General features: G+C 69.5%; 10 protein-coding genes. 9 read left to right on the top strand and 1 reads right to left on the bottom strand.

What is annotated here, in order from left to right:
- Positions 1-18: 18 nt before the first annotated feature.
- A complete protein-coding gene (gene polA / locus V3N99_01970) occupies positions 19-2,697 on the top strand; it encodes a DNA polymerase I (GenBank protein MEO3935502.1) in 2,679 nt (892 codons plus the stop codon).
- Between the two features lie 295 nt (positions 2,698-2,992).
- Here the strand turns inward: polA and V3N99_01965 are convergent, their stop codons facing one another.
- Positions 2,993-3,805, bottom strand: a complete 813-nt coding sequence (locus V3N99_01965) for a class I SAM-dependent methyltransferase (protein ID MEO3935501.1) — start codon at positions 3,803-3,805, stop codon at positions 2,993-2,995.
- Positions 3,806-4,005: 200 nt separating this feature from the next.
- Here V3N99_01965 and rpsA point away from each other — a divergent pair, with 200 nt between their 5' ends.
- The 8 genes from rpsA (at position 4,006) to uvrB (ending at position 14,497) form a co-directional block, all read left to right on the top strand.
- The gene (gene rpsA / locus V3N99_01960; GenBank protein ID MEO3935500.1) at positions 4,006-5,508 is read left to right on the top strand and encodes a 30S ribosomal protein S1; all 1,503 of its coding nucleotides are present in this window, start codon (positions 4,006-4,008) and stop codon (positions 5,506-5,508) included.
- 297 nt (positions 5,509-5,805) lie between these two features.
- Complete coding sequence (locus V3N99_01955; protein ID MEO3935499.1) at positions 5,806-6,672, top strand: sugar ABC transporter permease; 867 nt, start codon at positions 5,806-5,808, stop codon at positions 6,670-6,672.
- A 146-nt stretch (positions 6,673-6,818) separates the two neighbouring features.
- Complete coding sequence (locus tag V3N99_01950) at positions 6,819-7,604, top strand: carbohydrate ABC transporter permease (protein MEO3935498.1); 786 nt, start codon at positions 6,819-6,821, stop codon at positions 7,602-7,604.
- 32 nt (positions 7,605-7,636) lie between these two features.
- A complete protein-coding gene (locus V3N99_01945) occupies positions 7,637-8,938 on the top strand; it encodes an ABC transporter substrate-binding protein (GenBank protein MEO3935497.1) in 1,302 nt (433 codons plus the stop codon).
- A gap of 109 nt (positions 8,939-9,047) precedes the next feature.
- The gene (ugpC, locus tag V3N99_01940; protein ID MEO3935496.1) at positions 9,048-10,139 is read left to right on the top strand and encodes a sn-glycerol-3-phosphate ABC transporter ATP-binding protein UgpC; all 1,092 of its coding nucleotides are present in this window, start codon (positions 9,048-9,050) and stop codon (positions 10,137-10,139) included.
- 2 nt (positions 10,140-10,141) lie between these two features.
- Complete coding sequence (locus V3N99_01935) at positions 10,142-11,044, top strand: glycerophosphodiester phosphodiesterase family protein (GenBank protein ID MEO3935495.1); 903 nt, start codon at positions 10,142-10,144, stop codon at positions 11,042-11,044.
- 81 nt (positions 11,045-11,125) lie between these two features.
- Complete coding sequence (gene coaE, locus V3N99_01930; protein MEO3935494.1) at positions 11,126-12,313, top strand: dephospho-CoA kinase; 1,188 nt, start codon at positions 11,126-11,128, stop codon at positions 12,311-12,313.
- A 57-nt stretch (positions 12,314-12,370) separates the two neighbouring features.
- Positions 12,371-14,497: an excinuclease ABC subunit UvrB gene (gene uvrB, locus V3N99_01925; protein ID MEO3935493.1), complete on the top strand. Its 2,127-nt coding sequence runs from the start codon at positions 12,371-12,373 to the stop codon at positions 14,495-14,497.
- Positions 14,498-14,505: the final 8 nt, after the last annotated feature.

Raw genomic sequence — 14,505 nt, 5'->3', positions numbered from 1 at the left:
GTGGCCTAGGCTTCCGGCGTGGCTCGACTCCTCCTGCTCGACGGACACTCCCTCGCCTACCGGGCGTTCTACGCGCTCCCCGCTGAGAACTTCTCGACCAAGACGGGGCAGACGACCAACGCGGTCTTCGGCTTCACGTCGATGCTCATCAACATGCTGCGCGACGAGGAGCCGACCCACCTGGCCGTGGCCTTCGACCTGTCGCGGCAGACGTTCCGCCTCGAGGAGTACGCGGAGTACAAGGCCGGGCGGGCGGCCACACCGTCCGAGTTCTCGGGCCAGATCCCGCTCATGCACGAGGTGCTCGACGCCCTGAAGATCCGGTATGTCGAGGCGCCCGGCTACGAGGCCGACGACATCATCGCCACGCTCACCACCCAGGCCGAGGCGCAGGGGATGGAGGTGCTGATCTGCTCCGGAGACCGTGACGCCTTTCAGCTGGTCACCGACCGGGTCACGCTGCTCTATCCGGTGCGGGGGGTCTCGGAGATGTGGCGGATGACCCCGGCGGCGGTCACCGAGAAGTACGGCGTCCCCCCAGGTCTCTACTCCGACCTGGCCGCGCTCGTGGGGGAGACCTCCGACAACCTCCCGGGGGTGCCCGGCGTCGGTCCCAAGACAGCGGCGAAGTGGATCCAGCAGTACGACGGCCTGAGCGGCATCGTGGCCCACGTCGACGAGATCAAGGGCAAGGCCGGTCAGTCGCTGCGCGACCACCTCGACGACGTCCTGCGCAACCGCCGCCTCAACCAGCTGGTGCGTGACGTCTCGCTGGGGATCGAGGTCGACGAGCTCGAGCGGCAGACGTGGGACCGCGAGCAGGTGCACCAGGTCTTCGACGGCCTCGAGTTCCGCGTCCTGCGGGAGCGTCTCTTCGCCACGCTCGAGTCCGCGACGCCCGAGGCCGAGTCCGGCTTCGACGTCTTCGGCTCGGTGCTCGAGTCGGCTGACGTGCCACTGTGGCTCGACGAGCACAGCCAGGACGGTGACCGGGTCGGGGTCAACGTCGTCGGTCGGTGGGCCCGCGGCACCGGTGACGTGCGGGGCCTCGCCCTGGCGACGGTCGACGGGCACGCGGCATACCTCGATGTGACGACGCTCGACGAGCCGGCCGAGCAGGCCGTCGCCGGGTGGCTGGCTGATCCCCTCCGGCCCAAGGCGATCCACGACGCCAAGGGGCCCCTGCAGGCGCTCGCGTCCCGGGGGTGGGCGCTCGCGGGCCTCACCAGCGACACCGCCCTGGCCGCCTACCTCGTCAAGCCCGACCAGCGGTCCTACGACCTGGCCGACCTCGCCCTGCGCATGCTCAAGCGCGAGCTGACCAACGACACCGACGACCACGGTCAGGGGATGCTCGCCTTCGATGGCGACCCCGACGGCGACAGCGAGGCGCAGGACGCGATGGTCGTCGCCCGCGCGGTGCTCGAGCTGGCCGACGCGCTGGACGCCGAGCTCGTCACCCGCGCGGCGGACGGTCTGCTGCGCGACGTCGAGCTGCCGCTGGTCGACGTCCTGGCAGGGATGGAGCGGGTGGGCATCGCGGTCGACGTCGACGCGCTCGACGCCCTCGACGCCGACTTCGCCGACCAGGTCTCCCGGGCCCAGCAGGCAGCGTGGGACGCCATCGGTGACGACAGCGTCAACCTCGGCTCGCCCAAGCAGCTCCAGGAGGTGCTCTTCGAGCGGCTCGGCCTGCCGAAGACGAAGCGCACCAAGACGGGCTACACCACCGACGCCGATGCGCTGGCCGACCTCGGGCGCAAGGTCGACCACCCCTTCCTGATGGGTGTGCTGGCCTTCCGCGACGCGAGCCGGCTCAAGGTCACGGTCGAGGGGCTGCTCAAGTCGGTGGCCGAGGACCAGCGGGTCCACACCACCTACCTGCAGACCATCGCCGCCACGGGGCGCCTCAGCTCCACCGACCCCAACCTGCAGAACGTCCCGATCCGCACCGAGGAGGGCCGGCGCATCCGCGAGATGTTCGTCGTCGGCGAGGGGTTCGAGTCGCTCATGTCGGTCGACTACAGCCAGATCGAGATGCGGGTGATGGCCCACCTGTCGGGGGACGCCGGCCTGATCGAGGCCTTCCGGACCGGTGAGGACCTGCACAGCTACGTCGGGGCGCGCGTCTTCGGGGTCGGCATCGAGGACGTCACCTCCGCGCAGCGCTCGAAGGTGAAGGCGATGTCCTACGGCCTGGCCTACGGTCTGTCGGCGTTCGGCCTCTCGAAGCAGCTGACCATCGGCACGGGCGAGGCCAAGGAGCTGATGGACGAGTACTTCGAGCGGTTCGGCGGGGTGCGCGACTACCTGCGAGAGCTGGTCGTCGAGGCCCGGGCGACGGGCTTCACCGCCACCATGCTCGGCCGCCGTCGCTACCTGCCCGACCTCAACTCCGACAACCGCCAGCGGCGCGAGATGGCCGAGCGGATGGCCCTCAACGCCCCGATCCAGGGGTCGGCGGCCGACATCATGAAGGTGGCGATGCTCGGTGTCCACCGTGGTCTCGTCGGCTCTGGTGCACGGTCACGGATGCTGCTGCAGGTGCACGACGAGCTGGTGCTCGAGATCGCTCCGGGGGAGCGCGACGACGTCGAGCGGCTGGTGCGGCACGAGATGGGCCAGGCCGTGACGATGGACGTGCCCCTCGACGTGAGCGTCGGCGTCGGCCGCTCCTGGCACGCAGCCGCCCACTGACCCCGGGACGAACCGGACGGGGAAGAGGCCGGGCGGGCGGACCCGCCCGGCCTCCAGTGGCCTCCACAGAGCCACCTCAGCCTCCCCGCCTCGGTGACTCCGGTCAGCCAACTGCGCTTCCGGTCGCAGGACAAGACGTTACACACACCTCGGGGAATTCTCGGGCCTTTACGGTGAAATCACGTCCCGTTCATCAAGTTGACATCCATCTCGTTCGCTCAGCGAGCGAATGACCGGTGATTCTTCCTGACCTCGTGGTCCGGCGGTCGGCGACGGCTCGTCCTGCGGCCAGTCGTCATCCGGGTCGCCGGGTGACGAAGATGGCGGTCCCGGGCACCAGCTCACCCCGCAGCGGTGACCACCCGCCCCACGTCTGGTCGTGACCCGGCGGCCAGGCCGGCTCGACGAGGTCGACGAGCTGCAGCCCGGCAGCCACCAGCTCGCGCACCCGGTCGCCGACGGTGCGGTGGTGCTCGACGTAGGTGGCCCGGCCACCGGCGTCCTGCTCCACGTAGGGGGTGCGGTCGAAGTAGGAGTGGCTCACGCGCAGGCCGGCCTCGCCGGGGTCGTCGGGCAGCGACCAGCGGATCGGGTGGGTGGTCGAGAAGACGAAGCGCCCCCCCGGACGCAGGACCCGCCCCGCCTCGCGCATCACGGCCGCCGAGTCGGCGACGAAGGGGATCACCCCGTACGACGTGAAGACGACGTCGAGGCTGGCGTCGGCGACCGGCAGGGCGAGACCGTTGCACTGGAGCAGGGGGACCGGCGCCGAGCCTGACGAGCCTGACGTCTGCTCGTCGAGCCGGGCGTCGATCGCCTGGGCCTGACGCAGCATGCCGAGCGAGAGGTCGCTGGCCAGGACCATCGCCCCCTGACCCGCCAGCCAGCGCGAGCACTGCGCGGCACCGGCGCCGATCTCGAGCACCTGCGCTCCCCGCACGTCACCGAGCAGTCGGGCCTCGGCCTCCCGCAGGCCCTCGGGGCCCCACACGAAGTCGTCGTCGCCGAGGAAGCCGCCGTGCTCGAGGTAGTAGCCGTCGGCCTCGGCGTCCCACCAGGTCTGGTTGGCGGGGACCGTCTCGGCGTCGTCGGAGACCCGCCGGGCCACGGCGGGCGGCCGCTCGTAGGGAGACGGCGGGGACGGCGTCACAGGGTTGGTCACGGCATACAGTCTGGCGTCGGGACGGACATCGCCCGGCGTTTTGACCCACGTCGCGTGGCGCGCGTAGTCTGGAGTGTCGCCCACGTGGGTGCCCGTGCATTATGTCCCCTTTTCCTCCACCTGTCCACCAACGGAGTTCCTCCTACATGACTGCCACTACGGTCGAGAAGACCGCCCCTCAGGTCGCCATCAACGACATCGGCTCTGAGGAAGACCTGCTCGCCGCCATCGACGCGACGATCAAGGATTTCAACGACGGAGACATCGTCGAAGGTGTCATCGTCAAGGTCGACCGGGACGAGGTCCTGCTCGACATCGGCTACAAGACCGAGGGCGTCATCCCCTCGCGCGAGCTGTCGATCAAGCACGACGTCGACCCGTCCGACGTCGTCAAGGTCGGCGACGAGGTCGAGGCCCTGGTCCTCCAGAAGGAGGACAAGGAAGGTCGTCTGATCTTGTCCAAGAAGCGGGCTCAGTACGAGCGCGCCTGGGGCACGATCGAGAAGATCAAGGAAGAGGACGGCGTCGTCACCGGCACCGTCATCGAGGTCGTCAAGGGTGGGCTCATCCTCGACATCGGCCTGCGCGGCTTCCTGCCCGCCTCCCTCGTCGAGATGCGTCGGGTCCGCGACCTCCAGCCGTACGTCGGCAAGGAGATCGAGGCCAAGATCATCGAGCTCGACAAGAACCGCAACAACGTGGTCCTGTCGCGCCGGGCGTGGCTCGAGCAGACGCAGTCCGAGGTGCGCACGACGTTCCTCAAGGAGCTCCAGAAGGGGCAGGTCCGCGAGGGCGTCGTCTCCTCCATCGTCAACTTCGGTGCCTTCGTCGACCTCGGTGGCGTCGACGGTCTCGTCCACGTCTCCGAGCTGTCCTGGAAGCACATCGACCACCCGTCCGAGGTCGTCGAGGTCGGCGACAAGGTCACGGTCGAGGTCCTCGACGTCGACATGGACCGCGAGCGCGTCTCCCTCTCGCTCAAGGCGACGCAGGAAGACCCGTGGCAGCACTTCGCCCGCACCCACGCGATCGGCCAGGTCGTGCCGGGCAAGGTCACCAAGCTCGTCCCGTTCGGTTCCTTCGTGCGCGTCGACGACGGCATCGAGGGTCTGGTCCACATCTCCGAGCTGGCCGAGCGCCACGTGGAGCTGCCGGAGCAGGTCGTCAACGTCGGTGACGACATCTTCGTCAAGGTCATCGACATCGACCTCGAGCGTCGCCGGATCTCGCTGAGCCTCAAGCAGGCCAACGACGGTGCGCAGCTGGCCGAGTTCGACCCGACGCTCTACGGCATGGCCGCGGAGTACGACGAGGCGGGCAACTACAAGTACCCCGAGGGCTTCGACCCGGAGACGAACGAGTGGCTCGAGGGTTACGACACCCAGAAGGAGAAGTGGGAGGGTCAGTACGCCGAGGCGCACTCCCGCTGGGAGGCCCACAAGGCCCAGGTCGAGGCTGCGGCCAAGGCCGACGCCGAGGCCGCCAGCGGTGGCGACGTCACGACCTCGTACTCCTCCGCCACGGGTGACGTCAGCGACGACGACGACGGTGACCACCCGGTGGCCTCGCGTCCCGCGCCGGTCGCCGAGGGCACCCTGGCCTCGGACGAGGCCCTCGCCGCCCTGCGCGAGAAGCTCACCGGTAACTGACCCAGGTCTTCGACCGGATCGACGACGAAGCCCCGGACCCGTGCGGTCCGGGGCTTCGCCGCGTCCTGAGGCGGGCCGTCCCGACGTGTCGTCGACCTGCCACTCCCGGCGCCCCGACCTGGGGGACACGCCATCGACAGCGGCCCGCAATAGTCGCGATCGCGCGGGTCGGCCCGCTAGGTTGGCGGAGTGAAGTCACCCGTGACCGAGCCACAGCGGGCAATTCTGCCGTCTGGAGGCTCCCCCCAGGGACCTCCCCCACCCGTCGGGCCGGCGCCCCGGCGATCCAGCGGCCGGGTGTGGGAGTGGAGCCTCGCGGCCCTGCTGCTGCTGCCGAACCTGATCCTGCTCATCGTCTTCACCTACCGGCCGCTGATCGACAACATCCGGCTGTCGTTCACCGACTGGAACATCTCCTCGCCCACGCTCAACGGGGTCGGCTTCGCCAACTACGTCGAGTGGTTCGGGCGCGAGGACACCAAGGTGGTCCTGCGCAACACCGTCATCTTCACCGCGGCGACGGTGGGTATCTCGCTCGCCGTCGGGCTCGGGCTCGCACTGCTGCTCGACCAGCAGCTGCGTGGTCGCAACCTCGTGCGCTCGGTGGTCTTCGCCCCGTTCGTCATCTCCGGAGCCGCGATCGGGGTGGCCTTCCAGTTCGTGTTCGACCCGAGCTTCGGGCTCGTGCGCGACCTGCTCGCGCGGGTGGGCATCGAGTCGCCGGACTTCTACCAGCAGTCGGGGTGGGCGCTGTTCATGGTCACGGTCACCTACATCTGGAAGAACCTCGGCTACACCTTCGTCATCTACCTCGCGGCGCTGCAGGGGCGACGGTCCGACCTCGACGAGGCGGCCGAGATCGACGGCGCCTCGGCGTGGACGCGGTTCCGGCGGGTGCTCATGCCCCAGCTGCGGCCGACGACGTTCTTCCTGTCCATCACCGTGCTGCTCAGCTCGGTGCAGGTCTTCGACATCATCAACGTCATGACCCGGGGCGGGCCGGTCGGCAACGGCACCACCACGCTCGTCTACCAGGTGTACCAGGAGACCTTCGTCAACCAGCGGGCCGGCTACGGCGCGACGGTGGCCACGGTGATGTTCCTCATCCTGCTGGTCGTCACCGTGGTGCAGGTCCGCTTCATGGACAAGGGGCGCCAGTCATGACGACGACACCGGCGACACCGACGACACCGACGACACCGGCGACACCGGCGACGACACCGGCGACACCGGCGTCGTCCACGACGGCCTACGGGTCGGACGGGGCTTTGCGCCCCGGGCGGCTGCGCGCCACCGCTGGATACGTCGGGATGGTGCTCGCCGTCCTGCTCGTGGCGGTGCCGCTCTTCTGGATCCTCATCACGTCGTTCAAGGACCGGGGCGACATCTACGTGCGCCCGGCGCAGTGGTGGCCGGACCCGATCACCCCCGGCAACTACTCCGACGTCACGACCCGCATCCCCTTCTTCAGCTACGTGCGCAACAGCTTCATCATCACCGCGAGCACGTCGGCGATCAAGATCGTGCTCGGGGTGCTCAGCGCGTACGCCCTGTCGCTGCTGCGCTTCCCCGGCCGCTCGGTCGTGTTCTTCGTCGTCATCGCGGCGCTCATGGTGCCCAACCAGATCACCGTCATCTCCAACTACGCCTTCGTGGCGCAGATCGGGTGGCGCAACACCTACCAAGGCATCATCATCCCGCTCGCGGGGGTCGCCTTCGGCACCTTCCTCATGCGCAACCAGTTCCTCAGCCTGCCCGGCGAGATCATCGAGGCCGCCCGGCTCGACGGAGCCGGCCCGCTCAAGCTGCTGTGGCGCGTCGTCCTGCCCATGTCGTGGCCGACGGTCGTGGCCTTCTCGCTCATCACCGTCGTCACGGAGTGGAACGAGTACCTCTGGCCGTTCCTCATGGCCGACGACGAGCGGGTCGCCCCCCTGCCGGTCGGGCTCACGCTGCTGCAGAACAACGACGGCGTCACCAACTGGGGGCCGGTGATGGCCGGCACGGTGCTGGCCATGCTGCCGATCCTCATCCTCTTCCTCTTCCTCCAGCGACAGATGATCAAGGGCCTCACGGCCGGGGCCCTGAAGGGCTGACTTCACCTCATGACGACGAAAGGCACCACACCATGAACGATCTCTCCCGCCGCGGATTCCTCGGGCTCACCGGCGCCGCCGGGATCGCCGGTCTCAGCGCGTGCGCCGGGACCGGCGGGACCCCCGCCGCTGCCGGCGGTGGTGGCTCGAGCAACACGATCGAGTTCTGGAGCAACCACCCCGGCACCTCCAAGCCCGTCGAGCAGGCGATCATCAAGGACTTCGAGGCCGCCAACTCGGGGCTCACGGTCAAGCTCGTCGACGCGGGGAAGAACTACGAGGAGGTGGCCCAGAAGTTCAACGCCGCCCTCGCCGGTGGGCAGCTGCCCGACGTGGTCGTCGTCTCCGACGTCACGTGGTTCAACTTCGCGGTCAACAAGCAGCTCGCCCCGCTCGACCAGCTGCTGTCGACGGCGAAGGTCGACGTCACCGACTACGTCGACGCCCTCTACAACGACTACACCTCAGGCGAGCAGCACTTCGCCCTGCCGTACGCCCGCTCGACCCCGCTCTTCTACTACAACAAGGACGTCTGGAAGAAGGCCGGCCTCGAGGACCGCGGCCCCAAGGACTGGGAGGAGTTCGCCACCTGGGTGCCGAAGATCAGGGCCGCCCTGGCCAGCGGTCAGGTGGCGCTCGAGCTCGCCGACGGCTCCAACTACCTCGACTGGTACTTCCAGAACATGGCCTGGGGCTTCGGGGGCGCCTACTCGAAGGAGTGGACCCCGACGTTCTCCGACCCCAACACGATCAAGGCGGGCCAGTTCCTCCAGGGCCTGGCCAAGGACGGGGCGGTGAAGTTCAACAAGGCCCCGGAGGCCGACTTCACGGCCGGTCTGGCCGCCTGCATCCTGCAGTCGACCGGGTCGCTGACCGGGATCACCAAGGACGCCAAGTTCGAGTTCGGGACGGCGTTCCTCCCGGGCACCGACAACTGCCCGACCGGCGGCGCCGGTGTCGGCATCCCGGCCAGCCTGAGTGACGCCCGCAAGGCCAACGCCGTGAAGTTCATCGAGTTCCTCACCAACGCCAAGAACACCGTGACCTTCACACAGGCCACGGGGTACATGCCGGTCCGCAAGTCGGCCGTGACCGAGGCGTCGGAGGTCGCGTTCCTGGCCAAGAACCCCAACTCCAAGACGGCCATCGACCAGCTCGCTCACACCCGGTCCCAGGACAACGTCCGGGTCCTCCTGCCCGGTGGTGGTGCCCGCATCGGCAAGGCGCTCGACCAGGTCGCCCAGGGCCAGGACGTCACGACGGTGTTCAAGGCGCTGGACGCCGAGAGCCAGCAGGTCTACGAGACGCAGGTCAAGCCCAAGCTCGGAGCGTGACGGCCGGCCCGTCCCGGGCCGACCCGACCACGACCGCCACGACGACCACCCGCCACGACACCGCCCGCCACGACACCGCCCGCCACGACACCGAGAGAGAGCGCCTGCCATGGCCACCGTGTACTTCGACGAGGCGACGCGCCGGTTCGCCCAGGGCGACCGACCAGCCGTCGACGCGATCACCCTCGACATCGCCGACGGGGAGTTCCTCGTGCTCGTCGGACCCTCCGGCTGCGGGAAGTCCACGACGCTGCGCATGCTGGCCGGTCTCGAGCCGATCAACGGGGGGCGAATCCTCGTCGACGGCCACGACCAGCAGGGGGTACGCCCCCGGGACCGGGACATCGCCATGGTGTTCCAGAGCTATGCGCTCTACCCCAACATGACGGCGGCGCAGAACATGGCCTTCGCCCTCGACAACGCGAAGGTGGGCAAGTCCGAGACGACGTCTCGCGTCGCCGAGGCGGCCAAGATCCTGGAGCTCGAGGACCTGCTGGACCGCAAGCCCGGCCAGATGTCCGGTGGGCAGCGACAGCGCGTCGCGATGGGGCGGGCGATCGTGCGCAACCCCAAGGTGTTCTGCATGGACGAGCCGCTGTCGAACCTCGACGCCAAGCTGCGCGTGTCCACCCGCTCGCAGATCGCCGACCTCCAGCGGCGGCTCGGTGTCACGACCGTCTACGTGACGCACGACCAGGTCGAGGCGATGACGATGGGTCACCGTGTGGCTGTGCTGCGCGACGGCCAGCTGCAGCAGGTCGACACCCCCGAGCGGCTCTACGACCACCCGGTCAACACCTTCGTCGCCGCGTTCATCGGCTCTCCCGCGATCAGCCTCGTCGAGTGCCCCGTGCGCGACGGCCACGCCATCGTCCACGGCGTGTCGGTCCCGTTGGAGCGCGAGGTCGCCGACGCCGCCGGGGTCACTGTCGTGGTCGGTCTGCGACCCGAGTCGTGGCACGTCGTCGACCCGACGAGCGAGGGCGAGAGCGTTCCCCTCACCGTTGAGCTGGTCGAGTCGCTCGGCTCCGAGTCCTACGTCTACGGTCGACCAGCCGTGGCCGGACGCGAGGTGGACCGGGTGACGGTCCGACTCGACAAGCGCACCCACTTCACCGTCGGCGACGTCATGCACGTGCGTCCCGACACCACCGAGCTGCACGCCTTCGATGCTGCGAGCGGCGTGCGGATCGGCCGCTGAAGATGGACGACCTCGTACCGCGACGTGGCCCGTGGGCCCCAGCGCGTCCGGGACGGCTCGGCAGCCTCGGTGTCCAGGGGCACCGGGGCGCCAAGGGACTTGTTGTCGAGAACACCGTCCCGAGCGTGCTCGCCGCGCTCGACGCCGGCGTGCAGGGTATCGAGATCGACGTGAGGCTCACCGCCGACGGCGAGGTCGTCGTCTGGCACGACGCGACCCTCCTGCCTCACAAGGTGGTGGCGCCCCACGACGGGCTAGTCGGCGCACGGGTCAACCTGCTGACCTACGACGAGATCTCGTCGGTCGACGTCGGTTCCCTCACCCTGCCGGGGTTCCCTCGCCAGCAGGCGGCGCCCGGTGCCCGCATCAGCACGCTCCCAGACCTGCTCGAAGCGAGCGGCGAACGCGGAGCCGAGGCTTTCTGGACCCTCGAGGTCAAGGTGAACGCGCTCGACCCCGGCGAGGTGGCAGGTCGTGAGCGACTCGTGGGCCGTCTCGTCGAGCAGGTCAACGCAGCGGGGATCAGGGACCGCTGCCTGGTCCACTCCTTCGACTGGCAGGTCCTCGAGCTCGCGCTCGAGCTCGACCCCGAGCTACGCCGGTCGGCGCTGGCGATCGTCGGGACCACGTGGGCACCGCACAGCCCGTGGACGGGGATCACGAGCTTCGAGGAGCACGACGGTGACCTCCCCGCGGCGGCGGCGGCGATCGGGGCCCACGTCATCGCGCCCCAGTACACGTATGTCGACGAGGCCCTCGTCCACCGGGCCCACGACCTTGGCTTGGCGGTCCTGCCGTGGACCGTGAACGCCGCCGACGACATCCGGGCGATGGCTGCGATCGGCGTCGACGGGATCGTGACCGACTACCCCGACGTCGCGCTCGCGGTCGTCGGCTCCGGCTGAGCCTGCTCGCCCTTCGGTGAGGAGGTCAGCGAGGGACCAGCGTCATCGCAGGGCGAGCACGACTGGCGCTAGGGTCGGCGGGTGCTGAGGATCGGGCTGACGGGTGGCATCGGGTCGGGCAAGTCGACGGTGGCGCGGCTGCTCGAGGAGCACGGGGCACAGGTCGTCGACGCCGACGCCGTCGCCCGCCAGGTGATGGAGCCGGGCGAGGCGACGCTGGCGGCGGTGGCGGCCCGCTTCGGAGCCGAGGTGCTGCGCGTCGACGGCACGCTCGACCGGGCCGGGCTGGCGGCGATCGTCTTCCCCGATCCCCGAGCCCTCGCGGCGCTCGACGCCATCACCGGCCCGGCGATCGCCGAGCGCGTGGCTGCGTCGCGCGCGCAGGTCCCGGCCGACCGGGTGAGCGTCTTCGACATGCCCCTGCTGGTCGAGCGCCGGCTGTGGGTGCACGAGCACCTCACCGTCGTCGTCGGCGCCGACGCCGAGACCCGCGTGCGGCGCCTCGTCGACCAGCGGGGGCTCCCCGAGGCCGACGCCCGGCACCGCATCGCGGCCCAGGCCACGGACGAGCAGCGCAGGGCCGCTGCCGACGCGTGGATGGACAACGACGGCGACCGCGAGGCCACGACCTCGGCTGTCGCGAGGCTGTGGCGCGAGCGGCTGGCGCCGTACGACGACAACCTCCGGGCGGGGCGTCGCACCCGGCGCCCCGAGACCGGCCCGATCCTGCGCGATCCCGACCCCACGTGGCCGGCCCAGGCGGCCCGGCTCGTCGCGCGGCTGGTGGACGCCCTCGGTGACCTCGCGACCCGGGTCGATCACATCGGGTCGACGAGCGTGCCGGGGTTGTCGGCCAAGGACGTCGTCGACCTCCAGGTGGGGGTCCGCTCGCTCGCCGACGCCGACACCCCCGCCTTTCGTGCGGCGATGGACGACCGGGGGTTCTTCCAGGTCGACGACGTCGACCGCGACACGCCTCACTGCCCGCCCGCGCTCTGGCCCAAGCGGTTGCACGGGTCGGCCGACCCCGGGCGGGTGGTCAACATCCACGTCCGCGAGGTCGGCTCACCGGGCTGGCGCTTCGCCCTGCAGCTGCGTGACCGGCTGAGGGCCGAGCCCGACGCGCGCGCCGACTACGCCACGGCGAAGGCACACCTGGCCTCGCAGGCCTCGACGACGACGGCCTACGTCGAGGCCAAGGAGCCGTGGTTCGCCGAGGTGTTCCCCCTGGTCGAGGACTGGGCCGCTCGGAGCGGCTGGTCCCCCTGAGTGCCGCCGGCCACTGCGGGGCAGTGCCCTGTCGGTGGTCGGGCTTACCGTTGCCCTATGCGTCCCACCACCGACATCAAGCGCACCGTGGCTCCCATCGAGGTGATCTCGGACTTCTCGCCGAGCGGTGACCAGCCGACGGCGATCGCGCAGATCACCGAGCGACTCAGGAGCGGTGAGTCCAACACGGTGCTGCTGGGCGCCACCGGCACCGGCAAGTCGGCGACCACCGCGTGGGTCATCGAGCAGGTCCAGCGACCCACCCTCGTCATGGCCCCCAACAAGACGCTGGCGGCCCAGCTGGCCAACGAGTTCCGCGAGCTGATGCCCCACAACGCGGTGGAGTACTTCGTCTCCTACTACGACTACTACCAGCCCGAGGCCTACATCCCGCAGACCGACACCTACATCGAGAAGGACTCGTCGATCAACGAGGAGGTCGAGCGGCTGCGCCACAGCGCGACCAACTCGCTGCTGACCCGCCGTGACGTCGTCGTCGTCGCGTCCGTGTCGTGCATCTACGGGCTCGGCACCCCGCAGGAGTACGTCGACCGGATGGCCCGTCTGCGGGTCGGCGACGAGATGGTGCGCGACGACCTGCTGCGCCAGTTCGTGCAGATGCAGTACACCCGCAACGACATCGCCTTCACCCGGGGGACGTTCCGGGTGCGTGGCGACACGGTCGAGATCATCCCGGTCTACGAGGAGCACGCGATCCGCATCGAGTTCTTCGGTGACGAGATCGAGCGCATCTACACCCTGCACCCGCTCACCGGCGAGGTCATCCGCGAGGAGGAGGAGATGTATGTCTTCCCCGCCACGCACTACGTCGCAGGCCCCGAGCGGATGGACCGGGCGATCAAGGGCATCGAGCTCGAGCTGGCCGACCGTCTGGCCGAGTTCGAGAAGCAGGGCAAGCTCCTCGAGGCCCAGCGCCTGCGCATGCGCACGACCTACGACATCGAGATGATGCGGCAGGTCGGCTCCTGCAGCGGCATCGAGAACTACTCACGGCACATCGACGGCCGGTCCTCCGGGTCAGCGCCGAACTGCCTGCTCGACTACTTCCCCGAGGACTTCCTGCTCGTCATCGACGAGTCGCACCAGACCGTCCCGCAGATCGGGGCGATGTACGAAGGTGACATGTCGCGCAAGCGGATGCTCGTCGACCACGGGTTCCGGCTGCCGAGTGCCGCCGACAACCGCCCCCTCATGTGGGAGGAGTTCCTCGAGCGCATCGGGCAGACCCTCTATCTCTCGGCGACGCCGGGTGACTACGAGATGGCGAAGTCGGGCACCCCGGTGCAGCAGATCATCCGGCCGACCGGCCTCGTCGACCCCGAGGTCATCCTCAAGCCGACCAAGGGCCAGATCGACGACCTCCTGCACGAGATCGGTCTGCGCGTCGAGCGCAACGAGCGGGTCCTGGTGACCACGCTGACCAAGAAGATGTCCGAGGACCTCACCGACTACCTCCTCGACAAGGGGGTCCGGGTGAGGTACCTCCACTCCGACATCGACACCCTGCGTCGCGTCGAGCTGCTGCGTGAGCTGCGCATGGGGGAGTACGACGTGCTCGTCGGCATCAACCTGCTCCGTGAGGGTCTGGACCTGCCCGAGGTCTCGCTGGTGAGCATCCTCGACGCCGACAAGGAGGGGTTCCTGCGCTCGGCCCGCTCGCTCATCCAGACCATCGGTCGCGCCGCGCGCAACGTCAGCGGTCAGGTCCACATGTATGCCGACAAGGTGACCCCGTCGATGCGGCAGGCCCTCGACGAGACCGACCGCCGGCGCGAGATCCAGGTGGCCTACAACCGCGAGCGCGGGATCGACCCGACGCCGCTGCGCAAGCGGATCGGCGACATCACCGAGATGCTGCAGCGCGAGGACGCCGACACCGAGGCCCTGCTCGGCAGCGGGCGCTCGCAGTCCCGTGGCAAGGCGACCAAGAACGGCGGGGGCCCCTCGGGCGGGCGGGGAGCGTTGGCCGCCGACGTCGGGCTCGGCGCGGGCGGCAAGGTCGAGTCGATGGCCTCGTCCGACCTGGCCAACCTCATCCAGGAGCTCACCACGCAGATGCACCAGGCTGCGGCCGAGCTGCGCTTCGAGCTGGCGGCCCGACTGCGCGACGAGCTCGGAGACCTGAAGAAGGAGCTGCGGCAGATGCATCGGGCGACATCCTGACCGGCGGG

The organism is Dermatophilaceae bacterium Soc4.6, from assembly GCA_039889245.1.
GTDB lineage: Bacteria > Actinomycetota > Actinomycetes > Actinomycetales > Dermatophilaceae > Lapillicoccus.
Note: the sequence above shows the minus strand (reverse complement) of the source record. Positions and strands in the feature narration are given on the sequence as shown.